Genomic DNA, 25779 nt, shown 5'->3' with positions numbered 1-25779 from the left:
TCGAAGAGATATTAAGTAGGTGCAGGGTATTAGAAACGGCAGGTCGAAATAAGCTTCCATTGTGCCTGAATCTAACGCACAAATACGATGAGCCGCGCCGACTCTCCTAGACACTTGATGACAGTCCTTGGCCGCTAGCAGCCGTTCTTGAAGCGAAGTAGTCAACCACAATCAGGCATTGTTTGGATTGCTATGACGAGGCGCCATCAGCTCGTTGCTTGAGCTTCAGGCAAATGTTTTCCTCTCCCGCCTCTACAGACAGCTCATAGCCCAGACTCCGCCCGAGCTGCTCGAGTAACTCGGATGGAAGCTCAACGATGACGTCTCCGCTGCCATCCTAACGGCCTTGGCGTAAAACTCGCCAGCGTCCAGATCTAGCAAGCCCTCACGTAATAGGCACAGTATGGCAGCTTCGTCTCAGGTCGATCCGCTTCATACGGTGGGGCAGCATTGTGGCCGGAGGCGCTCCTCCGGCTAGCCCGTTTCTCTATGATGCTCTAGTGTTTAGATCGGCCAGGACGGCTGCCACCGGAACGGACTCTATATGCGCTACCTCCAACTGCTGCTGATCGCACTTGCTTCTGCTCTATGCGCGACCTACATCGTGCTCTGGCTTACGAAGCCTGCCCCTCTCGAGAACACCACCATTCCTCCGCTTATGATCAAGGAAGAGCAGAACGAGCTCTTAGTTTGGGGCGGCTGGAAGACCATTGAGGGATACCAAAAACCAGGCACAAATGCAGTCGAAATTCGCTGCAACCGCACCTCCAATACCTGTCAGGAAGCATTCGCCACGATCCTGCATCACACCGAGGGCGAAGACCTTGAGGCACAGGTGTTCAGCTACAAGGTCAGCAGCTGGAATACGACCAAGCTTGAGGCCGTAGCGGAGCTCGCAATGGGGGAGTGCTTGGAGCGGCGCCTGGTCATCCACCTGCCTGATAAATCCGCTGCTCTAAGTTGGTCTCCACCCACCGGATGCGAGGGTGACAAAGGCCGGGCGGTTTTAGTTGGCGACCCTTTATAGGCCAAAATGAATAGCTCTCCCAAACTGCTGCGCAAAGTATCCCTCAGCCTGTGCTTCGTGATCGGAGCAGCGCTTGGTATCTCGGCTCTGGAGGCTATTGCAGCCGATACACCCTGCTCTGGAAGGAAGGGTGCATCGCTGGCGGTGATCTCGTCTTTTGCAAAGACGGCTCGATCAGCATGGGCATCACATGCTTTGAGCGCGCAGAGAATGATGGGAGTATCTGAGGCCCCAGAGCTCCAAACGTCGATCACCCTCTATCTGGATAGGGAAAACCTTCAGCCGCTGAAGCACTGAAAAGTGATACCCTGACACCCTGCCCATGAGCTTCCTCTCCCGGCCATCAATACCGGTGACGAAACATGGTTCGAGGCGGCCCCAAAGCCGCCTTTTTCATTTCTGGATCAAGGGTTCTGCTTTAGCGCCCACCGAGCACCTGGCGATCACGGACTCCCAAAGCAGCTCAGCGACACCTTTTTGGGATAGCTTCCGCTCCCTGCCTCTATGGAGGGTCACACCCAAGCACGTCAGATAGAGCGATTGGTCAGCAAACTGATCCGTAGCTACAAGCGGGCAGCGAGAATCTTGGGGGCCAGAATGGGATTCTATAATCGCTCTATAATTCACTATAAAGCCCATCCTAGAGCACCCAACTGCCTTTAGGCGCCTCATAGCAAAGTCTTTAAACGTCACCGGTGAGCGGCGCTCCGATCGAAAGCAGCTCAAGAGCCCCACGATTGATGGCTGCAGCAGCTACGACCGCACTACTACGAGCTCTGCCGCTTACGTTGCTGCTTAACGCGATACATCTCGCCGTCCGCCAACGTAATGGCCTCTTCCACTGAAGTTTTGTCGGGCATCACGGCTACCACCCCAACGCTCGCACCTCTGTAGTCGATAGGCTCAAGGCCATCAGCCAGCGTATATCTCCCGACTGTCACTTGGCTCAAACGCGCCTGCATGATCGCTGCAGCAGCTCCTAGCTCTTTGTCCAGATCCGCACTCAGGGGTGACGATCCTTGTGCAATCACAATGAACTCATCTCCTCCAACGCGACCAACGCTATCACTGCTCCGGAGGCACTGCTTTAGCTGACATGCCACGCCCCGAAGGAACTGATCTCCCGCGTGATGGCCGTAGGCATCATTGATCAGCTTAAACCCATCAAGGTCGATGACGCCGATCATTACGTACTTGTTGTCCCGCTGAGCTAGAGCAAATAGATGATCCAGATCCCGCAGGATGGCCCGCCGATTGGCCAGGCCAGTGAGAGAGTCAGTCAGGGCAAGCGTAGCGAGTTCAGCATTAGCGGCTTGAAGCTGGCCAACTAAGAGCTCGCGCTCGAGGGAATATCCCAAGAGCCCCGACAGCAGTCCCAGTAATGGCTCCACACTGGGCGAACGTGCAACCTGCGCTGAGCTTGCCGCACAGACGGTACCCAGAACACGGCCATCCTGGGATCGAATTGGGGCGCTCAGATAGGTCTTGATACCGAGGGCTTTGGCAGCGTCAGAGTCTCCCCAGCACTCGGCGACGTTGTCGGAGTACATGCGATTTTCTTCCAGAGCCCGCTTACACAGGGTATCTGCCCAAGGCACAACAAGCCCTTCTGGGACGACCATCTCCCCCGTATTCCGGGCAAACTCAACTCGCTGAATACCTTCGGCAGTGTTAATAGTCGTCAGGTAGGTCGACTCCATGCCCGTGATCTGGCTGAGCAGCGACAACAGAGGCCGAGCGAGCTGCTCCAGAGATCGAGCTTGGGGGATAGTCTCCGACAGGAGAGAAAGGATTTGATCCATTTGGGCATGCCAACAGCGAAGCCATAGAATCATTGTCGATCAGAAAGGAGCATGCTGAATAGGCTCCGCTTCCTGAGATACCGACGATTATCGCTGACAGTTAACTACACTATCACCATTCCCTTTGTTGGTATCGATTCAAGCATAGAAGGTCTTACCACTCGTACTGCTTTTTTCAGGAACCCGAGGGTTCGAAGGCCTTCAGGCTAGAGAAACCCACAGGGCGCGACCAGCAGGCGCCTTACACGAAGAAATATCGTCTTTATGAATCGGACTGATGCGTAGTGAGTCAGCCACAGACGACTGCCAAGGAAAAGTAGATTAATTCACTCAGCTGTACGCCCCCTACAAACTGCAGCAATTTTATTTCCATCTAGATCCCGAATATATGCTGCATAAAAGTCTCTCTGATACTGAGGGCGCAATCCAGGCGCTCCTTCACATACACCGCCGAAAAGTAGTGCCTGGCGATGAAACTCCCTTACTGCAAACCAGCTCTCGGCAGACAATGCCACCATAGTACCGTTACCGTTGCTGGCTGGCTCCCCGTTAAATGGCTTACATATCCACAGGGCATGTTCCGCACCATTATCTTTGTCATAGAAGCCCCAGCCAGCCCACCCATCCCAACTCGGAGAGTCCTCAGTATCACATCGCTTTAGCCCGAGCGGAGCCAAAATTGCATCATAAAAAACTATAGATTCCTCCAGACTTGAGACGCCCAAACAAATGTAGTCAAAAATACAGCGAGTTTCATTATGCATTACACACAAACCCACCTCAGCAATTATTAATCTTTCTCTTCAGTTAAGGTTATACCTATCGCCGCAATAGTCACAGCAATGATCGCAATCGCCATTCGAGGGTATATTGGCTGAGCCAAAACAGCGAAAGCCACTAAAGCAGAAGCAACTGGCTCCATTGACACAACAACACCAAAAGACCGAGCAGACATTGATCTTAAAGCAATGTACTCCAAGGACAACGGGATAATTGTTGAAAATAAAGCCATCAAAAACTCACCAAACAAGATAGATAGAGTTATGTTCAGCAATCCGTTTTGCAGCCAAGCAAACGGAAAAATAATGACCGCAGCTATTGCCATACCAAGGGCGAGCCCAGACTCCCCATGAAAGCTCTCTGTTACTTTTGGACAAAGCAGAATAAACAAAGCCCAGAAAGCAGCTGATAGCACAGCATAAAATACACCAACCCCATCTAGGTTAGAGCCGACAGATGGCATTAGAACCACAACACCGGAAATTGCTAAGAGTATAAATAGAAAATGAATTGGACGACGAGCAAAGAAAACTGACAACGCAAGTGGCCCCATGAATTCAATTGTCGACCCGATGGCCATCGGTATACGCTCAACAGCGTAGAAAAATGTCAAGAACATCCCTGCGATTGAAGCGCCAAAGCAGAGCAAATATGCCACACCATTAAGACTTAGCTGGATCTTTGCGTTTCGAGAGAATATTCCAAGGACAACGGCAGAAAAGAGGGCATTGTAGAATGCCGCCCCACTAGCTGGTACCGCGTGAAAAAGATGTATAGCAATCGCCGTACCGATTTGCACCGAAAAAATGGAGAACACAACCAAAATAATAGGAGAAACTCGGGCCACTCTCGTACTCAGCGAAGTGTGGTATTCCATATCTTCACCAGATCAATAATTTGAAACTTGAACCCAGTCTTGCGCACCATATCCATTAAATCTGGTTGCAAGCGATGGGGAATAAGCACCCAGCATGCCGAAGCCAATGTAATCCCCAACCTTAATCGAGGCTGGGAGGAGATATTCTTTCTTAAACATATCGGAGCTATCACAGGTTGGGCCCGCTATCTTCCAAGACCTTACCCCCCCCGTCAGTCGCTCCCCAGCGTCACTCCAGACTGCTACAGGGAAAGTGCAATTCAGGAAATTTATCTCAGACAACCCTCCGTATATACCATCATTAATATGCACAAGGCCGTTAGATCTGACGGCCAGCACCTTTGTGAGCACCATGACGGAACTTGCCGCTATAGCTCGCCCCGGCTCACATCGCAGATGAGATTTTTCTAATACACTTCCACTCAAAGATATCTTTATTGCGTCGTTATATAAATCAAAACCAGACTCGTGCCCCTCGTATTTTGCAGGGAACCCCCCACCAACATCTAAAACTGAAATTGGAACCTGAGAAGATTCAGCAACGGCGATAGCTTGAGCGATACTCTTAGAGTACTCCTCAGGAGCAAGGCATTGAGACCCAACATGAAAAGTAATTCCACACTTGAAACCATGAGCATGTATGAATTTAATTAGACGCACCGCCTCGGAAAATTCAACACCAAACTTCCCAACCATACTCGCGAGCGCCCCATGACCGGAAACAGCAAGCCGAACAGACAAAGTTATATCTGAAGCAGGAATCTCAAGCCGCATAAACTTCCTTACTTCATCCTCCTGATCAACAGCAAACTCTTTTATATTAAAACTAGAGTATGCCTCAAAAATTTCACTCGCAGACTTAATAGGATTCATAAAATAACTAGGAAGGATTCTCGACAAACTATTTACAAGCCTAATCTCCTCAATCGAAGCAACATCCCAAGCCTGACCGCCACTGCGTATAATCTCTTCCAATACTAGGCGATGCGGATTACATTTGACCGCATACGCAACCTCTCCTGGAAACATCGAAACCAGACTCTCGGTACATTTATTTATTTCATTTAGATTCAGACAAAAGTATGGAGCTGCCGGGCGAGACTCAGCAATAAAACTTTTAATGCACTTAAACTTCTCCACACCGGCACTCCTCTGCAATGACTACACTAATTGGACAAAGTCAAATCCAACTTGCGGGAATAGACCTCTATTGAAATATTCTCCCACCAGGAATTCAGGGCCGTACAGACAGAAACAAACCCCCTGACAAGGTCATTATTTTTCTCTGCCGATATATAAGATCCAATCGCGGACCTCATTCCGGCATAATGATCGTCTTCAGGATTTTCTCCTTCCGGAGAATCAGATACATGACCAAGAATATATTGGCCTGTCACCGAGCCCGCAGCAATCTCCCCACCATCAATTTTGTATTTTAATGCACGAAGAATTTTCTCTACGCCCTTGAACTCAAATGTTGCGGTTGCTTCTAGGGCGAGCAAGGCGCCGCAGAGATATGCATTATTGGAGCTTCTGAATATTCTGCGCATTCTGGTCAACAATGCCTCAGTGCATTGGGAATACTCAACGCCCTCAGTTTCAACACCTAATTCATGCTTGTAGCCACGCCTCATGAGCTCAAGGTGCGGAACATCATTGGTTAGCGCCCCCATTTCTTCTGATAGATTGCGCTTAACCTCCTCTTTAACCCCATCCCATTCAAGCCGAATTAATGCATCATGAAATAGATGAATTGAATCGTTTGAGAATCCAGAGTACTCCTTCACCAAGAATCTAATATCATCTTCTTGCCAGTGAGCAAGATTTGTTATAGCCGGATTTGTATCCGTACTCAACGACCCGTATTTATCACCAATCAACTTCTCAAGCTCACGAGCCAAGTCCTCGTACTTGAGATTAGCGCCCATAATATTTTTTACTGCTTCTTCAACCTGAAGATACTGAGTTTCTCTGATCATTATTCAATCTCCCTTACTCGCTATTGACATGCTTTAGACATGAGACTCAGACCAAAACTTTCCGTATTCGAATGAATCCGAATAGAAAGAATAATCTAATATATTCGAAGTCTTCCCCATTGCTTCAGCTAACGCCGTAATACCAGATAGAAAAACCTCGTAAATCTCATCCGGTCCTGCGTGATGTGTTTTATATACGGGGGCCAACTCTTCATGATAAAGCCTGAAGTCCTTATGCAGTAACTCCATGCCAAAAGACTCAGGAGAGGAAAATAATTCGCTACCAGGATATGGGACCAGGCCAAAAAGATAAGATGCTTGCAACAAGCCTCTATCGATTAATCCGCAGGCATAATCAGTAGAACGCTTCATATCATCGATAGTCTGGTCGGGAAAACCATTCACAAGGAAAGAACAGGTAGCAAGGCCTGCATCCTGTACCCTGGACAGGGTATTCTCGAGTTCTTTTAGTTTAATTTTCTGCTTATGAATATTTTGACTATCTTGATTTACAGTCTCTATTCCAATTTCAACCCAGCTGCATCCACTTTCTTTCAGCGCCCTCAGCACTTCGTCATCATTTAAACAATTTAGCCGCGTTTGAATATCATATCTTATGCTTCCATTATTTTTTAGAGCGCTACAAATATCCAAGGTGCGATCTTTACTTACTGTAAATGTCTCATCACCGAAATACACGTTATGATGCTCACCGTAATATTCTCGATAGCTTGCTATCTCATCTATCACTCTATCGAGAGCAAAGTAATCCGCCTTCCTCCCAATAGTTTGAATGGTGCAGAATGAGCGCTTGTATGGACACCCGAGAGCATAAACCTGACGCAAATAACGTATATCCTCACCAATTGATCTATCAAATAAATCAATTTTTGGCTTTGGAATATCGTTGACAGGCAACCACGGATTCTCGAAGTGAGATGTGTGGACCCTACCATCCGGAAGTCTAAAAGAAAGATTACCGAGAAATTCAGGGCCATCTTTCTGGTCAAGCGCTCTTATTAAGGCAGGCAAAGCCAACTCGCCACGACCAAAAACCACATAATCCACACTTGGATGTAACGCGATAGTTTTGTGCAACGGCGTTGCCACAACCCCACCAAATATGACAATACTCCTTGGATGTATTATCTTGATTAGATCGGCAATCTGATAAGCAAAAGGTAAATTTGGTGTCATTGGGGATAGCAGGTACACATCAGCCGGGTATTCCTTAATGGTATTACCCATCTTGAATGTATCTATACCCGTCATAGTGCATTCTGATGCGTATAGATCCATTGCTTCAAGGGATGTATAACCTGCATCGACTAGCACTCCCGCCAACCAAGTCATCCAATGAGGAAGCTCCCAAAGGACGTTTTTCATTGGCTTTAGGCCGGGATGTGTCGCATGGTACCGGATGTCAAAATTTCGCCAGAAAGCCTCCCGCTCTGGTAGGCTTACTGTTGCCATGGGAGTGTGAACGAATACAATATGCACTATTACCTCCTGTATCCCTGTGCATTTGAAGCTTAATAGCGGCAAAATCCTTTATACCGCCGGGCACCTCTTACCACTTCTTAACTCTGTAGCTTTCAAAGTAGCTCATGTTTTCTGAGTGTCAAGGACTGACGTGCAATCCCCTTGTCAATTTATCACTCACAGAAAAACAACTGCTGCTCTCGGTTATTTACAGCACCATGACACCCGCATTGCCATACATTCACTTTATTATTGTTGTTCTACAATAGCCATTCCGACTTGCGGCACTGGTTAGGAGTGAAAATGACTGCACCTTTATATCTATCCTCGAGCGAGGCCACCCATCAGGCTATGGCTGCTCAAGGGTTTGGATGCGAAGCGCCCTCCAATCAACTTCAAATTATTCTGCAACATCTTGGCGCATTACAGATTGACTCTGTTAGCGCCCTGGTTCGCTCACATTATTTACCCCTTTACTCTCGTATAGGTCATTATGAGCGCGCCGAACTTGACCGTTTGGCCTGGGGGAGTGGAAGGGAAAGAGTGCTTTTTGAATATTGGGGGCATGAAGCATCATTGATGCCGCTGGCGCTCTACCCCTTGTTGCAATGGCGCATGCAGCGGGCCCGTATCGGGCGAGGGATTCATAAACAGATAATTAATTTTGGTCACGAACAGCAACCACTTATTCAACAAGTATTAAAATCAATAGTGGATCGTGGCGCACTGACGGCTGGAGATCTAGCCAAGCGTGACAAACCTGGCGGATCATGGTGGGACTGGAGTGCAGAGAAACTTGCGCTGGAGTGGTTGTTTGCTGTCGGTGAACTGACAGTATCTCGCGGGACTGGATTCGAGCGCCGCTACGATCTACCTGAACGAGTTATTCCTGAAGCAATACTTAACCATCCTACAATTACTGAGGCCGAGGCGCATCGCCGATTGCTGATGCATGCAGCGAATGCCCTAGGGGTAGCTACAGAACAGGACTTGCGCGACTACTTTCGTTTGGATGCTATGGATACTCGCTTGCGGCTTTCTGAGTTAGTCGAGGACGGTCAGCTTAGTGCAGTGCTGGTGGATGGCTGGATAAAACCAGCATGGATGACTAAGGATCTTCTACACTCTAAGCCAAGCAAGCCAAGTGCGTTGCTTTCACCGTTCGACTCATTAATTTGGTCACGTGAGCGGACTGAGAGACTATTTGACTTTCGTTACCGATTAGAATTCTACCAACCGCCTTCTAAACGAGTGTATGGTTACTACGTTATGCCTTTTCTTTTCCGTGGCCAATTAGTAGGCAGAGTTGATGTACGAGCTGAACGCGCCCAGCGACGTCTGACAGTGCACGCAGTTCATGAGGAAAAGATCGGTTTAAGTGATGTAGCGTTGTCCGAGCTAGCTCTTCAGTTGCAGTCACTCGCAAAGTGGTTAGGGCTTGAGGTAGTTTCGCTGAACTGCAAGCGCCCTGCGGCACAGCGCTTACTGGCAACCGGCCTGTTGGCTGGTTAGTGTTTCAGACGAATCTTTGCAGCACAAAGTGCTTTGACGCTGGGCAGTACGAAGAAAAAGAGGCTTCTCTGCTTTCAACAGACCTGACCGGTGATTACGCTTCCGCCCTGGAGGAGAAGACATAAATGCTTTACCGCTACATCGTTTCATCGGCGGCAGGTGTGATTGAGATGAATATCTAGAAAGTACGGCTATGGGGTTATGCTGTAACTGTTGCCCAGTACGGGATAAGTCGCACTCTAGTCTTTAATCGGCTTTATGGATACGCAGTTGATAGATAACCAGCTCGGTATTCAACACACTTAGGCTGCGACACTCACCAAACTCGAATCGGCCACTAGGTCCGCCTGCTCACCACAAGACTGGTTTCAGTCCATACGCTGAGTTTTTCACCTGGCCAGCACGAACACATCGCTATCCCTTCTGAAATGTATTCCATTCCCTATGCAGGACAAGTGGATATCCAGCAAGCTTTTCGATATGAGTTTCTGTTACCAGCTCCTGATCTACTGCCCACTCGCAGCAACAATTTAACATGGCTGAGGAGTCCTCTCGGGTAGACAGAAATGTCGCCTGCCCAGGCTTGCCAGTGGCAGCGACATACGGATGTCGATCATCATCCTTCGTCACGGCATCGATCATCGGCCCATACAGTGCAGATAGCTGTAGTCTCGGGAGGCGCTTGGCAATTCGCTCAAAAATCTGCATCCCTGCGATGTCCAGGTCGCCCCAGAACGTGATGTTAGGATGCGAGAGCAATTCTCTCGCCGAGGGGGTTCTTGAACCCTCGCGCACCAATGTTACAGCTTGGGAGAAGCCTTCCTCGACCATACCCGCCAGTTGATTGCCAAAATCCTCCGAGACCTTGTTTAGCCCAAAGCCGAAGGTGGCGATAAATGCACAGCGCTCAACTGCCGACGTTGTGGCCGCCAGCTCAAACGCCGTCGGGTTCTCGATTAGCACTACCGCCTCGGGATCGGCTGCACCGGCAGTGACGACATAAGGGGGGTGGTCGGGAAACCGAGAAAGATCAATGCCGAATGCTTTAATAGCGCGAGCACCCAATTTGCCGAGCATCTTTGACGATCCGCGCAAGTAACGTGCGCTAACGAGGAAGGCGGGACTGCCAACGTGCCTTGACTGATTCTCACGTAGCCGGATGAGGCCATCTAAGATTTGGGGGAGCTCAGAAGCACTCATATCGGACCGAATGGCGCCACACTCGAACAGCGCCGCGCGATCAGCGTCGGAAAGCTTCTCACAAGCCATAAGGGCGTGCCTCCACTGCTCGGCCCACGATGGAGGCGGCAGCGATGGCAAGCTTATCTTGACGCGCCCCACGGGATTTCCAGTTCCCGACCATGAACTGGCCTCAACCCAACCACGTGCCCTCATATCCATGAGGCAGCGCCGTATCGTCGCTGCATCCAATCCAGTTTCACGTACCAGTCGATCGATTAGCCCCCCTCCCTGCAATACCTTGCTCTTGCGGGTCTGCCGTCTCAGTGCGCTGACAATCACGTCCAATCTCTCAGTCACCATGATCGTCCTAGTGCGTAAAATGCGAGCCGAAGACGCCAAGCGAGTCGGGGGCATTTTTCTGCCAGTCCACCGTAAGCCACGCGTGTTTGCCGTTGCTGGCACGATACGGCCGCCCAACGAAATATGAAGGGAATATCTTCGGATTGTTGATGTATCTGGGGTGATGGATCATCCCGATCAACTGAAAGTGCCCGACTGAGAGGCGAAGTGACTCCATGGCAGAGTCAATCAGATCATCGTGACTGAGGTTAGAAAAGAGCCCATCCAGAATCATGAAGTATCGTTCTTTGCGTAATGCGGCGCGGTTCTGCCTCCTCATACCGCCCGCTTGATCGATCGCCTGGCGCAGGCGGAATTCAGCGAGTTTCGCAATCCACATCAGGCTGACTGCAGTCCTCATCCCTTCGCTCATGTCCTTTGAGGTCAGCCGGTGTTGACCACCTCCCCAAATGGAAGGATGGCGAAACTCCACGCTGACATCTGCAAACAAGGAGCGGTAGACCTCGCCCCGTAGCTCGTCTAGAGCCCGCTTCCTCTGGCGTTTCTCGGTGATTTTCGAGCCCGAATCGGCTTGCCGCCGCATCTGCGCCTGGATGTCGCTGTAAAGACGATCTAGAAGATTGCCGATCTTATCCTGTGCTATGACGTTGGCTCTGACATAGAAACGAGCAGTTGGTGTCGTTGCCATCGCCTCTTCCAGTATCAACACAGCCCGCTCCGCATCCTTTGCCAGAATCGTCAGCATCTCTGTGGTCTTGTCGCGAGCAAACTCAAGGCTTGTGGTGGCCTGTTGCAACAGGCCCCGATTGCTTTCGATGTTGGCCTCGATCTGAACCTTCATTTCTGTCGGCGCGTCAAACCGATCCTGACTTTGCAGCCACTCGGCATCCAGCACCGACAACCCTTTCCGGGCACCGCTGATAATCTCAGTGCAAAAGCTCGCCTTGAGTTCTCGGTATTGGTGGACCAGCTTTTCGGCATCGCGCCTTGCGCGTGTTATGTCTTTGGACTGTCCAGCTAGCCCTAGCTCTCCTGCCAGACGCCCGACCTTGCGGATGTCTTCCAGGAAGAAGGGATCGGTATCTGCACGTTCGAGCCGGTTTCTGACCGATTCGGCGTGCTTGTAGAGATCCGTGTTCTCAAAGCGCGGCGCCCCCTTGCTCACCGCGTCGCGAATGTCGTCAAGGATTTTCGAAACCGCCCGGAACTCCCAGAGCAATCTGCAGGCCGCTTCATGAAGGGCATCCTGAAGGCTCTTCAGAGCAACGACCTTGCTGTTCTTATCCTCTACGGCCCGAGCGTCCTCTTCCTGCAAGCGCTTGGTTCCTTCAACCTTTGCCTCTGAGCCTGCCTTGCGGTTAAGCAGTTCCTGTTCACTCGTCTGGCTGTCCCTGGTTTCCTTGACATAACGTTGAGCGTGGGCGAATTGGCTTTCATAGCTCTTCCGTGCCTCTGCACGACTCTTTCTGACCTCCAGGGTAACGCGGCATTCATCATGGTTTTCCATGAACGAAAGGTCTTCGCTCTCTGCGAAACTTGCTAGGTCTTCGAGGTGCTGCTTGTTCTGGTTGTATGCCTCTGCCGCGTTCGATTCGGCAGTGCGTGCTGTGGATAAACGGTCTTCATCGTCGGCAACGGCCTGGGTAGCCACAGTGACTTTTGCCGCCAGCGCGCTGAGCTCGGCGATACCGACATCAACTACACTCCGTAGCCGGGTTACTTCCGCATCGCCTCCAGCCTGCAAGTACCGGCACATTGCATTGACAGCAGCGTGGATGTCGTCGCAATCCCGCGCCTCGTACCACTCCCGCGAGCGCCTTAGATCGTCGGCTTCCTCGTCAATGCTGCTCAAGTCCGCCTCGACCTTTTGCTGCACGTCAGCTCCGTGCTCTGCCAATAAGGCCTGATACCGGCGCATGTCCATAATGACCTTGCGTACGAGATCAGAATTTCGCTCCTCGTACCAACAACGCGATTGCCGCAGAACTTGGACCTTTTCTTCGATCTGACGTAATTTCTCCGTGGTCCTCTCGAAAACACCCTCCCCGTGCTCCCTGAGGAGAGCTAGGTATTCCCGCATTTTCTGGATGCTACCAAGCGCTTCGGCAGTACATCGCGCCAAGACATCAGGCAACTGGTTGTACAGATTCTCCAGCCGTTCGGAATTGGCAGCCAACTCCACCTCCACATTGGAGGCCTCTGCACTTTCCGCATCCCGGGCAAGCAGCACGGAATCCGATTTCTCCGACAGATCGTCTAGCTCCTCATGCTTTTGCGCGAGCCGTTCCCGTAGCTCATCGAGCCGTTGTTGAGCCAGAAATCGCTCCTCCTCCACTGCTGCCGGATTCAGGAGGCAATGCACCATGCGGGTCTTGATACCGGCAAGCCAGGTGTATGCACACTCCCCGTTCAGGGCTAGAGCCGGTGTCTCGCTCTCCATCATGGCCTTCAATCGATTTGCGATCAGTACCGGCATCATGGCCTGGCCTTCATGAAGCAACAGAGCCGCCTTGGCTGCATCGTCGAGGGTTTCCACAACCGGCGAGAAGAGCAACGCCGAGAAGTGCGTCAACCAGTGTTGTTTCACGCCAGGCGGGCAATACTCCTCGATAAAATTGTGGAGCAAGACGAATGGGACTGCCCCGTTGATGAGCGAGTGTGCTGAAGCCACATCTTCCGGCCTGGCTACCGGATCGGACATCAGCTCGTCGAGTTGGCGCTCGGCCGTGAGCGCCTGCTGGTTGTATTGAGCAATTTCTTGAGTGAGCGCCGACCGTCGTGCCTCCATTTCGGCAAGCCATAAGGCTGGAGTCTTGCCTGGGTAGGTGAACCGGAATAGGTTCAGCCTTGATACCTGGGTCTCCAGCGATTTCGCGGTCGTTTCGGCTAGGGTAATAGCACTCTGCAAGTCGGCTCGGTCTTGAGCAGGCTCCAGTATCGCCGGGTCTGTGTCACCGAAAATTATGCGGAATCTCTCGACGAACGGCGCCAAATCCAAGAGGCGGGCATGGAGCCCACCGGTGATGGCAAGCTCCTTCTCGAGCGCCCGCTCCTCGACGGCGACTCTTTGTAGCGCGCCTGAGATGTCGATGCTCTTCGCGTCCGTATCGCCGAACAGATCACGAAAGCGTGGGACTGACGGCAAAAGACTCGAAATGGCATCGCGAAGCTTCTCGCGCTCCAGACGGCGCTGCTCCAAGGCTTTCTCTTCGCTGGCGATCTTCTTAAGGCTGCCGCGAATATCGATACTGTCGGGCAGGGTGTCGCCGAACCACTCAGCATAAGTGGGCCGATGCGACTGCAGCTCTAATAGCGCGCCAAGCTTTTGCTGGTCGTGTCTACTCTGAGTTTCTTGCTCCAATTTGAGCACATTGAGTTGGGCTAATTTGTCCCTTGAACGTTGCAGGCGTTGCTCGGCATCGCGTAGGGCCTCCTGAGCGTTGGCTGCCTTTACTGTCAATTCCTTCAGCCGGGAGCGCACGGAGACGCTGGGGTTGCTCTGGCAGAACGCCATGTAACTGGCGAAGGTCATTTCGAGGCGGCCGACGCGCTTGTCATGGGCCGTCAGGGCATCTTCCGCGGCGCGAAGCTCTCTTGCCACTTTGTCCAACAACAGTACCGGGTCTTCGAGCTCTTCCTGGACGAATTTTCCGCTCTGCACCAAGTCCTCGTAAGCACCCTTTGCCTGATCGTACTTCGTGATCCGATCACCGAGTTCCCTAACCTCGACCTCCCACTGGGCGATTTCGCGTTTCCGCTGATCAATATTTTCCTGGTGCCGCCTGATTTCTGCCTCAAGCCGGCGAACTGTCTTCCGGTAACTGTTGGTGTCGGCAGTGGTTCCCGCCCAAGCAAATGCCCGCTGCAGCGTGTCGGGGGTACCGGCCAGTTTTGCTGTACCGAACTCACGTAGCAAGGGGATCAGTTGGAGCGCAGCGTCCAATGTGTAGCCTTTACGGGCGACTCTTGTGCCACCCCATCCGGGTTCGCCAAAAATCTTGAGGTCGCAAGCAAAATCAATCACTTGCGTCTGGTCAATTTCTACAGGAAACAAACTCTTTCGGCCTGCAGCTTCATTGATTCGCTTAGCCTCTACGCCTATGAGTTTCTCCAGCCCGGCATCCAAGATCATCGCTCCGTGAACTTTGTCGATCACGATGTACTGGACGATCTCACCCACCTGCCCAGAGGGTAGCTGGCGCGCATCCAGCAGCCCGGGAAACGGGTCGGTACGGACAAGGTGCTGGACCACTGCGCCATCCCGAGCGATTGTCGAAATCAGCCCTTGGTACTTGCCATACTTATCCTTGGCGTCCTCGCCGGCTGCCACCAGCACGCCGAGCTCGCGCACAACCTCTTCCTGTTCCTTGATGGCTCGCTGCTCCTGTTCCGCCTTGATGGTTGCTGATGCCATCTTGCTGAAGTGTGCATAAAGCAGTTCCTCGAAGTTCTCCCGAGGGTCATCGAGGTTCCCTTCAAGCTCGCCGGTCGATGCGAGGAGTTCAGGCGCAATGACCGTGCGAAAAAACGCCTGGTCGAAGCTTTCATCTCCATCCTCTTCGATCTGATGGAGCTGAGCCGACTTGTCGCCGCCACCCGCAAGATGGAACTTGACCTGCTGGGTTAGCACGCGACTTGGGATGTGGCTGGTAATGAGGGAGCGCCACTCGTGCACAGATGAGATATTCCAGGCTCTCCCCCCGCCCAGAGCCTTGAGGGCCTGCTGGATGTCGGTCTCGTGGCGATACAGGTATCCGCTCTCAGTGCGATCGAACACTGGGCAGTCTTCTAGTACTCCCTGGTAGTAATAGAACCTTGGTTCGTCACCCTGGTAGGCACATAGACCGAAGACATAATGATCTCCCCTGTTGGGCAGGTCTCTTGGATCCAACAGGCCTTCATCAAGCCCCAGATCTGTTTGCGTGAGATCATCTCTCAAGTCCCAGAGCTGAACGCGGATATGAGAGGGTGCGCCACTTCGGCGGGGGGTGAACAAAGGCAGAACGTTTTCCTTGAGTTTGCTGTCTCGGCTCAAGAGATAGAGCAGCGCGGAAATCATGTTCGTCTTGCCATGGCCATTCGGGATGTTGATCGCGGTCGAATACTTCAGCGGCGCGAACTCCACGACCCGAAGGGCTGGCTTCCGCTCCTTGCTGTCCGGGTGGCTGTAGGTCAGGAAGTTGACGTATTGAATCCGTGCAATCAGCGACATGCTGCCTGCTCCTCCATATCGACATCGATGGTGTTGTCGGTACCGGTCAGGATCGATGTTGCCAGCAGGTATTTCTTTGCGCCGGCGTCCGTAACAAAGTGCTGCAAACCCCGTTCGTAATTTCTCTTGATTTCGTATGCTGAGAGCAGTGTTTGCTGGTAAACATCCTTAGCGATCGTCGTGAGGAGACCAGCATCAAGCATAAGGTTGACGAAGCGCCTGCATCGTCGCCCCCCCTCTGCATGGCTGGCCTTCTCGAAGGTCTTGAACACGGCATCAGCAGGTACTTCATTGCGATCGAGGCCTTGTCGCAAATCCTCGAAATGTTCTCGGACTCGGGCAAGAAAGACATCGAAATCGAACATCCCCTTCGGATAGGTCTGCAACTCAGATGGCGAGCGCCCCTGGTTGGTATAGATGAGGTCGAGATGGATCAGCCAGAGATGCACGAACCATGCAGCCGCCTCCCTGGCAGACTCGTTACCTTTCTCTCGCATGGTTTCAGTCACTACTTCGAGGGAGAGGACGCTGGGCGGCTCGCCCTTTCCGATATCGCGGGCCAGCAGGAAAACGCGCCCGCCTTTCGGTAATGCAGGGATGGCATCCCAGTCAAAATCGACGAACACGAGCCGCATACCGAGGAACATGCGATCAAGCGAGCGGCGCTCATCTGGCGTCATCGACAACAGCAGTTTCGCTACTGCACGCTCTTCGTCGTTGCTGCGTCCGCTAGCCGGCCGCGTCTCGACGATGCGATGGCGAAGTAAGTACGCGACAACTTGCCCCATGTCTTCCATGCCCATTACGCATCCTCCATGACCATTATCAGTTCATCGAATGTCAGTCGCCCGATCCTGTCATCCTCAAAGACCTCGCGGCCATCACCGAGGCGGACGACAATATTTAAGTCAGCTCCGAGCATCGACGGGTCGCAGTAGGTTCCCACGAGAGCGCTAAGATCGTTGATGCCGCTCGTATCAAGCCGAATCCACTCGCGTTTTAGAGCTGTCTTTAGAGAAAGAGGGCCTTTACGTAATTCGGCGAGGATTGACGCGCCATACTCTGCAATGATGCTGATTGCCCGGATGCCGAGGTCTTCCACCCCAGCGCTGTCCGCATCTTCTTCGCGGGTATCAGCAACCTGCCGAGGCTCGATGATCCCGAAGAAGTCAAAGGGACACGGCATGGGGCGACGTAGCCGTGTCGGGCCGAAGGACCGGATCAACGCAAAATACAGGCCCTCTTGAAATGGTTTTGCGGCAAGGGAGGCAGACAGGTCGATGAAGGAAACGGGCTGGAACACATTGCCGTCTACCGCGAGGCTCTCTTCGACCAGTTGAGTGAATGACTCCAGCAGTTTTAGCGTTTGCCCTGCAACGCGCCGTAAGTGCTCAATAGCGTAACCGTGGCCGAAGGACGGTTTGCCGGCCCGATCCATTGCGGCAACCCACACTTGGAATTCGTCCCGCGTCGATTGGAGAGAGAGAAATTCATTGGCCTCCACGAGAATCTGGGCTGCCTCTTCGATTTGCTCCTTAATTACTTCGCCGCGCTCTTTGAAAAACTCCTGAACATCATCCCGGCGTCCACCTTCTCGGCGAGTTTCAATTTCGAGCCTGAATGTCCGCAGGACATCGATGATGATTGTCGAGAGCTCGGTGATTTTCCAGAAGTCGTGAGCCTTGATTGCCGTAAGCAGATTCTTTGCGGAGCCTGCGATGTAAGCAATGTCGCGCACGTTTGCTGCTAACCCTGCCGCAGTCCGTCCAGCTGGTGCGAGGCGGTAGGCGTCTGCCGTTCGCGATCGCTCGACGAGATGGGTTTCCTTGGTCGAGTTGATCGGCCTGCTTCCGTCTCCCATACGCTCGACAAACCATATTTCCGCCGGTGTCGTGAGTGCCGATAAGACAAACCTCACATCCTCCTCAGTTAGCCCGGCAATCCTTTTTTGTAGCGCCTCGCGGACTTCCGTACCCGAGATGAAGCCCCCTACGACCTCATTTTCACGCTCACGTAGGTATTCGATCACCGTCAATGCGACATCAAGCCATAACCCGTCGTGGTTTCCTCCACGTGTCTCGCGATAGAGGTCATATTGGCTTGCGGCATGACCAGCTGCACGATTGCTGTCATGCAAGTCGATCAAGCGTGCGGTCGATGCGATAAGTGGAATCCAATCCATTGCGCGCCTCTGGCTGAGAGCTGAGCAATCTCTATGCTGGCCGATAATATGCCGCTTAATGGAGAGGTGGAGCCTAGTGGATTAGGCCTGCGATGCCCTAGCCAAGCCCCCTTTCGGCCAACTACTACCTTTCGATGCTGGCTGAACTCTCTTCACTTGAAACCGGGCAACGCCCGGCTTCGGAGCAAGTTACTGCACAGAGAGAGAAATATCGTTTTTCGCGACAATCACCATCAGAGCAGGCAATCCCTCCGCGCTCATCTTGCGATGCACCGTATTGAGTAGACTCTCATCCTCTTTACTAGGCTGTGCTGACACGCCATCTGGATGTGAATGCCACTCGCCTAAGTAGTCCACCACGCGTGCAGTTCTTTCTAGCACCTTCTCAAGCTCCATCTGTTGTCCTTCTTCACCTCTGATGAAATGGACAGGACTGGATTTACTGTCAGGAGGAGTGGGCAGCACGTCGACAATTACGAGTGTTCTGGCCTTTAAATCGGTCACCCCCACAATAGAGCCACCAATCTCATTGGGCAGCGCTGCGGAACGTGCTCGCTTAAGCTTGTCGATGAGCGCAGCGTCGTATTTGATGGTCCAGCCATTCGAGGTCACAGTGAAAACTTTGGCAACAGGGATTTCATGAGAGGCCACTGCCCCCGATTGCTCGTCATAACTCCAGATGCAGATACGTGCTTCGGGTTTCGCGACTGATTGCCTCAGCTGCCGTGAAAGAATGCCAGCGTGAAGATGAATACACTCACTGGCAATACGCATTGAGATGTCTCGGCAGCCGCCCCCTACCCATCGATCTCCTAGGTGATTTACTAGGTGTTCACCACCCCAGTCATTGCTGAGGATAGCGCGGTAGTACTGACCCTCCAAACCATCAACACGCTGCTGTCGACCCTGATCCTCAAGAATCATCACGCTGGATAATCCCGAAGGTGTCAGGAATAGACTCGCTATGCGAGGGGCATTGGGCTCGCGAGCCAGCTGTCGGGGCGCTTCGAGAGTAGTCGTTACATCAACGACTAGCTGGGATTCTTTTAAGGCACTCTGCACATCTATGTCTTGGGACAGGATGCTCTTTGCGATAGCAGCAGGTAGCGGCTCCTCTGTGTAGATGCTCGCTGCATGATTTTTCATGACGTCGACTTTCGCATGACCAATGCCATTCTCGAACGCTACATGGCGACTGAGGTTATGTGGCATCAAGCGGTCAGGGTCTATGTACGTCCAGTTACCCCAGCCCTGGCGAATCCAGAGGTCTGCCAATGCACTACCAAGTGCGCCTACACCGGCTAAAACGGCATGGAGCTGGGGCTCTTCAGTTGAGATAGCCGATAGGTCCCGCGCCGCCTTTGCTGTAAGTTCCCAGCGCACCTCTACAGGTACTAGCTCAAGAGATCGCCAAGCAGCTCCATGCCCCCCTCCAACCAATTGAATGCGCAAATAATGTCCTTCTGGCTCGCGGGGACCGAGCATGTCGAACGCTTGAGCAAGCTCGAATAGAGACGCCCGCATCATGTAACCCAATACATCCATCCGCTCAGAACCACCCTGCCTGGTACGGGGAACCCCCACAAGAACTAGGATGCCTTCCCCTATGCCCGTTGAGGGCGAAACTCCTTCTGAGATGGCTTCATAAACATATTCATACAGCTGCTGCTCAAGCTCGCTGCCCCAGGCTTTTAGCTGATTCTCAAGCTCACCCAGCGTCTCTGGTGCGCTCACCACCGAAGTAGAATCCACTGGTGGGACCAAGAAGGATACGACCCGCATGGCTTTGGATTGCGATTCCGCGCCATTGGACGGAAAGGCACGCAGCATCACGGACTCACCCACGCTGACTTTTCCAATCGAAAGCGTTTTCCCATCTGCGGTTGCGTATTCGGCGTAGTTCGACGGAAGGATCAGCTGGTAGGGGCTCATGTAGAAAAGCTGCTCCAGGGGCTGATCATCCCGGTGCAACTTCAGTTGCGCCGAATCTCTGAGCCACCAGAACATTCGCGCTATGAAGCGTTGAGCTGTCCAGCTCAGCTCAACCGCCGCCCAGCCCGCCTCATACAGACACAGGGTCCGCGGGCGACCAGGCACTCTCGCGTGCTGATGGGAGAGCGACGGAAAATTCTTCCGTAAGGTATGAACCAGCACCTTAACGCGGTACTGCGGATCGATACTTATCGCAAGGCGTTCTTGCCGACGAATCCCGGCTGGGTTATCGGCATCAACTGTGCCGTCACCCGCGTCAATGACAATGTACTCGGTTCGAGATGATTCAGTCGCCTCGTAGCGCAGTTCGCGAACCTCTGTGTAAGGGCACGCACGGAAAGCATTCAGAAGCGCCACCGTCTCGGGATAAAGCTCCCCCTCCTGGGGAGCCTCAAGCAGCTCGCCAAGTACAAAGTACTCGATCATTTACTACTACCGGCTCGAGGTGCCGCAGCTGCCGCCACGGACGAGGTAGTGGTCCCGGCCAACGCAGCAGCCACAGCGGCCTTCTTGACTTTGCCTCCTGGCTCCACAGTGAACTCCATAACGGCCTCATCCTTGAGATCTCCGGTGCACCCAAACCATCCATCTACATCGCTCAGAATGGACTTGTACTCCCGCCTCGCACGGATGTTCGGCGGGTCGATCTCGTCATCGAGAATCTCTTTGCTACTCGAAACGATAGTGGCACCACTGCGAGCCTGGCCTAGAGCACTGCGCGCGCCCTCGTTCAGCTCGGCGTCCTCACCTTTCTCGGACCAGCTGTCATAAGACAGAGTGCGCCAGGAGCAGTGGTGCGGCGCGAGTAGCAGGTCGTACTCAAGCACTTCAGGTGTGTTTTTGAAACGCTCCCACATGCGCTCCCAGATGAGTACCGCCGCGTCGCCACCCACCAAAAACCGAGTTTTGGCGCTGGCGTAAGCGGCAGAGGAGATCTCGATATTCATGATCACGCTGGATTCGTTTTTGCTGAGGCGCTCTTCAAGATCAGCGTCCTCGTCATGCGGTGTAGGCGCGAGCAGGTGTGCCCGGAAATATGCGGAATAGTCGCTTCCATTGATCGAACTGAATTTCTCGCCGGACTTAATCACGATGGGGCTTAGACCATCGGTCTTGCCGTCGACATCCTCTCCCATGATGACAATGCGGTTTCCATCTCCCGCGCTTCTATAGGTCTTCCAATACTCGACCCGCCGACGCGCCTCCTTGTCAAAAGCCTTCGCATCGTCGCAAAGCGTGTGGTTTTTCGAGCAGCGCTTGAAGATCAATGGGGACGACCATAGCTCTCGGATCAAGATGCGCTTCTCCGCCTGTGGAAGGTTGTCATCTGGGTAATCGCCAGGTTTTCCAAGCCAGAAGTGTTTGGCCAGTCCACGGCAATGATCCTGATCAGGATGGCTCAGAAGGAACACATCCACATAAGGGCGCAAATTTGCATCAATCAGTAGGCGCTTTCGAAGCGCACTGGCGACGTCAGGGGTCTCATCGTCCGGATCATCAGCCGCGACGCGAATATTGCTGTCGATAAGGATGGACGTGACGCTTGTGTCGGCAAGCCTCACGAGGGTCATGTCACCATTGCCGACTTGGAAAAACGTGATCTTCGCCGCCATAAGTCCCTCCCCGGGTTGCCGTGCGAGCTTGAGAAAACCTTCACGTAGGTTAAGATACGTATAGTTAATCGACCCGTCTACATAATATGCGAATATTTTTTATGCCCATAAATCGCACGGCTTTACTTCCATGAGCACCCCAACCGCACGCACCGGCCGCTGGGGGCAGGATCGCCGCCTGGAATTCATTGACTTCAGGCTGTTCTGGGAGGGGCGCCTCAACCGGTCGGACCTGACGACATTCTTCCGGATATCGGTTCCCCAGGCATCGCTAGACTTGGCGGCATATCAAGATATGGCACCAGGCAATATGGTCTACGACCGCACGCAAAAAACTTATGTGGCAGCCCCCACCTTCAAGCCCGTACTGACAAGCTCGGACAGTAGCCACTACCTCAATGAGCTGTTATGGCGAGAGATTGGTACTGTTGCTGCCAGCGATAGCTTCATTGGATGGGCTCCGCCTATCGCAAGCCTGCCGTCACCTATCCGACAGGTTGACTCGAAAATTCTCATCAGCCTGATCAGGGCCCTTCAGAAGGGGGACGCGCTGACAATCGACTACCGCTCAATGACACATTTCGATGAGCCAACGCTGCGAACCATCTACCCGTCCTCTTTTGCTCATGATGGCTTCCGATGGCATATACGGGCGTTCTGCTTCAAAGCTCACATCTTCAAGGACTTCGTCCTGGGACGGATTGCATCAGTCCTTGAAGCCCATGCACCTCCCTCACCAGTGCCCGCGGATATTGAGTGGGAGACCTACGTTGACGTGGTCATCGGGGCTAATCCGCATTATCCGCATAACAAGCGTCGCGCGATCGAGCACGACTATCAGATGGTGAATGGAGAAACCAAGATTCGCGCCCGCAAGCCACAGCTCTATTACCTAAATAAGCGCCTTAACCTGAACGTTAATCCTGGTGATCCGGTCGACGAGAGCCAGCAGATCGTCATGCTTCGTATCGAAGAGCACTTGCCTGCAGGGAGCACACAGCCAGATGCCTGATAGCGGCTTGCAAGAAAAAACAACGCCAACTCATAACGAGATGATTTTGATCATCATCGCCTACCTATCGGCATTGCTGGTCTTTGCTACCTACTCAATAGGGGCTATGGGCTTAGGCTGGCTGCCGGCGCCGTATGCACCGCTCCGTGTACCGCTTATGTGTGGCGCTATCGCGTATGTAGGTGGCGCGTTGTATTGCTTCCGCGCTATCTACCTGAACAAGTGCGTCTACAAGCGCTGGGATCCTGATTGGCATGTCTGGTATTTCATTCGCCCGCTCACCAGCACCATAGCCGGTGCAGTTAGCTATTTGTTTCTCAAGGCTGGCTTGCTCGTTCTGGAGTCGAGCTCAAATGCCGGGGCTAGTGAGGTCGGCTTCTTCGCGCTCGCATTTATCGCAGGCTTTAACGTCGACAAATTCGTGGCGAAGATTGAAGAGGTGGCTAAAGCTGTTTGGGGGATCGAGAAGTCGAGGAGTGCTCAGGTGCGGACTAGTGAGCCGTCACGGCTCGTTGACACTGTCTCAACACCCTCACCGCCTGACACTGATCGCCCCTAAAGCGTAGGTTCTATGTTGAGCGGGAATCCTGAAGGCCGGGCTACATCCGCAATCAACTGAAATCAAGCGCAACATGTAGTTCTTTTACACACACTGCGCTTGATACCCCAAAGGGAGGCTGGGGCTTTTCAGAGCGTGTACTCAGTCTCCACCTCTAGCGAGCCAATGTACCCTGGGAATCGGCTCTTCCCAAGGTCCTCAAGATAGTCGCGCTCATAGTTTTCATTTGTGACATATATATCTAGCATGCCTCCCACGCAGTCCATTGTGATATGACCGGCTCTATTCTGGGTAATAATGTTGTATCCAGTGTAGTAGTCAAGATGACGCGATGGAGCTTGACCGATTACGATAATTTGAGGATCTATTTTTTCTAGCCAAGAGTCAGGAATCTTTCCAGACGCTCTACCATGGTGAGATGCAAAAACCACAGTTGTTTTTGTAAGTTCAATATCATCTACGATACTTTCCATAAACTCAGTCTCAAGATCACCTAGCCACATGAAGCTTGCACCCCCATTGACCGAGTATCTCAAGACACACGAAACATTATTGAAGCTTTCGCCGGCATCGCATTTGCGAAGGGCATCCTTGAAATTTTCATTAGAGGTGTCCGGCCAAAGAATCTGAATGCCCGAAGAGCCTCGCTCTGCGCCGCCCTCGTTAAGCCATTTCCGTTTAACACCCTTTTCAAGGTAGAAAGCTTTACCGCCGTCTCTCAAAGCGCAGTAGTGAATGAATGAGTCTGTTAGGTCAGACTTTTGCGCTTTATTTTTCACACAGTAGAAATTTGCTATCGGCAGCTGAGCGTCAAGTTTTTCTATGCCTTTGAAATGATCTTCATCAGGATGTGTGCAAATGAACCGACGCACTCCTTTTGTCTTCGATACGTCCTTCAATTCTGCAATGATATCATCAGAGTTTTCAGCAGTTAAATTGCAATCAATCATGGTGAAGCTGTCCCCTCCATGAAGGATGTAGAACATATCTCCATTGCCAACGGACAAGCTTTTAATTGTAGGCATTGTGCCTCCCTGCAGAAGTTGTGATCTAAGGTGAACTGGAACGAATTTACGACTGAGCCTCAGTCTTGACTGGCACCTTTCTGGCCCTTGGGGTTGGTAATGTGCCAAGACACTCGAATAAGCGCTCCGCATAGACAAAGCCCATTCGCTTCACTGCGTCCTTATCGAAGTAAAATAGCCACGCCAACAACAAAGAAGCCGAAATCAAGATTGTCAGCCCCGATGCAAGCCCAGGATTTACCAAGTACATAGGTTCAAAATAAGGCGGCTCGGCTCGAATGGCGCCCGCAATCAACGCTCCGTATCCTAATCCACACAGGCAGGACAAGATCCCGACGTCTTTCATTGCAACCATGTTCCGATGAAAGCCGTAGGCAATGTTTTCTTTCAGTAGCAAATTTTTATCATTTCGCGTTAACTCTCTAAGGCGCTTAGTAGCACCTATATAAAAATCATCGGCCTTGCCAGGATCAAGGCTTTCGTCCTGCTCACTAGGCATGTCAATTTGTAGTTTTATTGAAATTTCTCTGTGGTATCTCTGCTTGCTGACACTGTCTAAAAATTTATCCCGGTGACGCAAAGCTAAAGTCGTCGGCATGCCACCCCATTGCTTTAGCAATTTTTCCTCAAGCTTCTTTCCACGTCCCCGCGCCACGCTCGCTAGGGCGTAGATAGCTCCACATCCACCGAGGAGCCCAATTACACTCGTGAGGACGGGATGTTTTGCTCCATACACACACAGTAAAGGCACAAGCAACGGCAGTGAAACTAACAGCCCAGGAATAACCCTGGCTTTTCGCTCGTAGGAATCTTTCACCAACTCAAATATTGCAACCATATCCAATCCATTAACTAGGCATATAAATAGTAATTCTGATTCTTTGTTGAGAATAACTAGATCACGCGCCGTCTAGTTATGTTATTCGTGACGACGGACCACATGTATTGCACCTTTGAAGCAGCGACATAGTGAGAAAATACCCTTTATAAAGGCGTTTTGCTACCACGGCAAATCAACGGCCATTAAACATGACTATCGTCTTCTGCTCGGAGGAGGCCTCGCGCGGGGCAGCTATTTGCCGGTACGGTCACCCATGCGTCGACCATCAGCCATAGGCTGGCTGGGACTTGATGGCACATCTCAGCATCTTTAGCTATTCATAGATGGCCAGCATGGAGCTGG

At 52.2% G+C, this 25779-nt stretch carries 17 protein-coding genes and 1 pseudogene; 4 read left to right on the top strand and 14 right to left on the bottom strand.

Going from position 1 to position 25779, the window contains the following annotated elements; translation table 11 throughout:
• Positions 1-190: 190 nt before the first annotated feature.
• A pseudogene (locus tag PA6_RS24650) lies at positions 191-337 on the bottom strand (AbrB/MazE/SpoVT family DNA-binding domain-containing protein); the annotation flags it as partial.
• 207 nt (positions 338-544) lie between these two features.
• Between PA6_RS24650 and PA6_RS16415 the strand changes: the two are divergent.
• Positions 545-1027, top strand: coding sequence for a hypothetical protein (locus tag PA6_RS16415; RefSeq protein ID WP_021702071.1), 483 nt, complete (start codon positions 545-547; stop codon positions 1025-1027).
• A gap of 767 nt (positions 1028-1794) precedes the next feature.
• Here PA6_RS16415 and PA6_RS16410 read toward each other — a convergent pair.
• The 5 genes from PA6_RS16410 to PA6_RS16400 all read right to left on the bottom strand — a co-directional run bounded on the left by PA6_RS16410 (position 1795) and on the right by PA6_RS16400 (position 7965).
• On the bottom strand, positions 1795-2829 hold the full coding sequence (locus PA6_RS16410) for a GGDEF domain-containing protein (RefSeq protein ID WP_021702070.1): 1035 nt from the start codon (positions 2827-2829) through the stop codon (positions 1795-1797).
• A 790-nt stretch (positions 2830-3619) separates the two neighbouring features.
• Entirely contained in the window at positions 3620-4486 is an 867-nt protein-coding gene (locus PA6_RS22875; protein ID WP_021702068.1) for an EamA family transporter, read from the bottom strand.
• A gap of 12 nt (positions 4487-4498) precedes the next feature.
• Positions 4499-5626 carry a type III PLP-dependent enzyme domain-containing protein gene (locus PA6_RS22870; RefSeq protein WP_021702067.1) on the bottom strand — a complete coding sequence of 376 codons (1128 nt, stop codon included), beginning with the start codon at positions 5624-5626 and terminating at the stop codon, positions 4499-4501.
• A gap of 26 nt (positions 5627-5652) precedes the next feature.
• A complete protein-coding gene (locus tag PA6_RS22865) occupies positions 5653-6465 on the bottom strand; it encodes a DUF3865 domain-containing protein (RefSeq protein ID WP_021702066.1) in 813 nt (270 codons plus the stop codon).
• Positions 6466-6498: 33 nt separating this feature from the next.
• Entirely contained in the window at positions 6499-7965 is a 1467-nt protein-coding gene (locus PA6_RS16400; RefSeq protein ID WP_217997223.1) for a B12-binding domain-containing radical SAM protein, read from the bottom strand.
• Positions 7966-8250: 285 nt separating this feature from the next.
• Here PA6_RS16400 and PA6_RS16395 point away from each other — a divergent pair, with 285 nt between their 5' ends.
• Positions 8251-9459: a winged helix-turn-helix domain-containing protein gene (locus PA6_RS16395; RefSeq protein WP_021702064.1), complete on the top strand. Its 1209-nt coding sequence runs from the start codon at positions 8251-8253 to the stop codon at positions 9457-9459.
• Between the two features lie 414 nt (positions 9460-9873).
• Here PA6_RS16395 and PA6_RS16390 read toward each other — a convergent pair whose 3' ends face one another.
• The 6 genes from PA6_RS16390 to PA6_RS16365 all read right to left on the bottom strand — a co-directional run bounded on the left by PA6_RS16390 (position 9874) and on the right by PA6_RS16365 (position 22000).
• Positions 9874-10536: a Wadjet anti-phage system protein JetD domain-containing protein gene (locus PA6_RS16390; RefSeq protein WP_147289514.1), complete on the bottom strand. Its 663-nt coding sequence runs from the start codon at positions 10534-10536 to the stop codon at positions 9874-9876.
• A 472-nt stretch (positions 10537-11008) separates the two neighbouring features.
• On the bottom strand, positions 11009-16213 hold the full coding sequence (locus PA6_RS16385; protein WP_021702062.1) for a coiled-coil domain-containing protein: 5205 nt from the start codon (positions 16211-16213) through the stop codon (positions 11009-11011).
• Entirely contained in the window at positions 16204-17016 is an 813-nt protein-coding gene (locus PA6_RS16380) for a hypothetical protein (protein WP_021702061.1), read from the bottom strand. The genes PA6_RS16385 and PA6_RS16380 overlap by 10 nt, the downstream gene beginning before the upstream one ends.
• The gene (locus PA6_RS16375; protein WP_021702060.1) at positions 17016-18395 is read right to left on the bottom strand and encodes a hypothetical protein; all 1380 of its coding nucleotides are present in this window, start codon (positions 18393-18395) and stop codon (positions 17016-17018) included. Before PA6_RS16375 ends, PA6_RS16380 begins: the two co-directional genes overlap by 1 nt.
• A 189-nt stretch (positions 18396-18584) precedes the next feature.
• Positions 18585-20813: a Mov34/MPN/PAD-1 family protein gene (locus PA6_RS16370; protein ID WP_021702059.1), complete on the bottom strand. Its 2229-nt coding sequence runs from the start codon at positions 20811-20813 to the stop codon at positions 18585-18587.
• On the bottom strand, positions 20810-22000 hold the full coding sequence (locus PA6_RS16365; protein WP_021702058.1) for a ComEC/Rec2 family competence protein: 1191 nt from the start codon (positions 21998-22000) through the stop codon (positions 20810-20812). The genes PA6_RS16370 and PA6_RS16365 overlap by 4 nt, the downstream gene beginning before the upstream one ends.
• Before the next feature lie 130 nt (positions 22001-22130).
• On the opposite strand from PA6_RS16365, the gene PA6_RS16360 reads away from it, so the two are divergent.
• Entirely contained in the window at positions 22131-23012 is an 882-nt protein-coding gene (locus PA6_RS16360; protein ID WP_021702057.1) for a WYL domain-containing protein, read from the top strand.
• Positions 23005-23571 carry a hypothetical protein gene (locus tag PA6_RS16355; RefSeq protein ID WP_021702056.1) on the top strand — a complete coding sequence of 189 codons (567 nt, stop codon included), beginning with the start codon at positions 23005-23007 and terminating at the stop codon, positions 23569-23571. The genes PA6_RS16360 and PA6_RS16355 overlap by 8 nt, the downstream gene beginning before the upstream one ends.
• 128 nt (positions 23572-23699) lie before the next feature.
• Here PA6_RS16355 and PA6_RS16350 read toward each other — a convergent pair whose 3' ends face one another.
• The gene (locus tag PA6_RS16350; protein ID WP_021702055.1) at positions 23700-24596 is read right to left on the bottom strand and encodes a ComEC/Rec2 family competence protein; all 897 of its coding nucleotides are present in this window, start codon (positions 24594-24596) and stop codon (positions 23700-23702) included.
• Between the two features lie 46 nt (positions 24597-24642).
• Entirely contained in the window at positions 24643-25434 is a 792-nt protein-coding gene (locus tag PA6_RS22860) for a hypothetical protein (protein ID WP_021702054.1), read from the bottom strand.
• Between the last annotated feature and the right edge of the window lie 345 nt (positions 25435-25779).

The sequence above is a fragment of the Aquipseudomonas alcaligenes NBRC 14159 genome (assembly GCF_000467105.1).
GTDB lineage: Bacteria > Pseudomonadota > Gammaproteobacteria > Pseudomonadales > Pseudomonadaceae > Aquipseudomonas > Aquipseudomonas alcaligenes.
Note: the sequence above shows the minus strand (reverse complement) of the source record. Positions and strands in the feature narration are given on the sequence as shown.

Coding starts and splice junctions, on each gene's coding strand:
- PA6_RS22875 (WP_021702068.1), bottom strand. CDS start 4,486: ATGGAATACCACACTTCGCTGAGTACGAGAGTGGCCCGAGTTTCTCCT.
- PA6_RS16355 (WP_021702056.1), top strand. CDS start 23,005: ATGCCTGATAGCGGCTTGCAAGAAAAAACAACGCCAACTCATAACGAG.
- PA6_RS16375 (WP_021702060.1), bottom strand. CDS start 18,395: ATGGATTGGATTCCACTTATCGCATCGACCGCACGCTTGATCGACTTG.
- PA6_RS16410 (WP_021702070.1), bottom strand. CDS start 2,829: ATGGATCAAATCCTTTCTCTCCTGTCGGAGACTATCCCCCAAGCTCGA.
- PA6_RS16390 (WP_147289514.1), bottom strand. CDS start 10,536: ATGCTCGGCAAATTGGGTGCTCGCGCTATTAAAGCATTCGGCATTGAT.
- PA6_RS16415 (WP_021702071.1), top strand. CDS start 545: ATGCGCTACCTCCAACTGCTGCTGATCGCACTTGCTTCTGCTCTATGC.
- PA6_RS16370 (WP_021702059.1), bottom strand. CDS start 20,813: ATGATCGAGTACTTTGTACTTGGCGAGCTGCTTGAGGCTCCCCAGGAG.
- PA6_RS16350 (WP_021702055.1), bottom strand. CDS start 24,596: ATGCCTACAATTAAAAGCTTGTCCGTTGGCAATGGAGATATGTTCTAC.
- PA6_RS16380 (WP_021702061.1), bottom strand. CDS start 17,016: ATGGGCATGGAAGACATGGGGCAAGTTGTCGCGTACTTACTTCGCCAT.
- PA6_RS16395 (WP_021702064.1), top strand. CDS start 8,251: ATGACTGCACCTTTATATCTATCCTCGAGCGAGGCCACCCATCAGGCT.
- PA6_RS16360 (WP_021702057.1), top strand. CDS start 22,131: ATGAGCACCCCAACCGCACGCACCGGCCGCTGGGGGCAGGATCGCCGC.
- PA6_RS22860 (WP_021702054.1), bottom strand. CDS start 25,434: ATGGTTGCAATATTTGAGTTGGTGAAAGATTCCTACGAGCGAAAAGCC.
- PA6_RS16385 (WP_021702062.1), bottom strand. CDS start 16,213: ATGTCGCTGATTGCACGGATTCAATACGTCAACTTCCTGACCTACAGC.
- PA6_RS16365 (WP_021702058.1), bottom strand. CDS start 22,000: ATGGCGGCGAAGATCACGTTTTTCCAAGTCGGCAATGGTGACATGACC.
- PA6_RS22865 (WP_021702066.1), bottom strand. CDS start 6,465: ATGATCAGAGAAACTCAGTATCTTCAGGTTGAAGAAGCAGTAAAAAAT.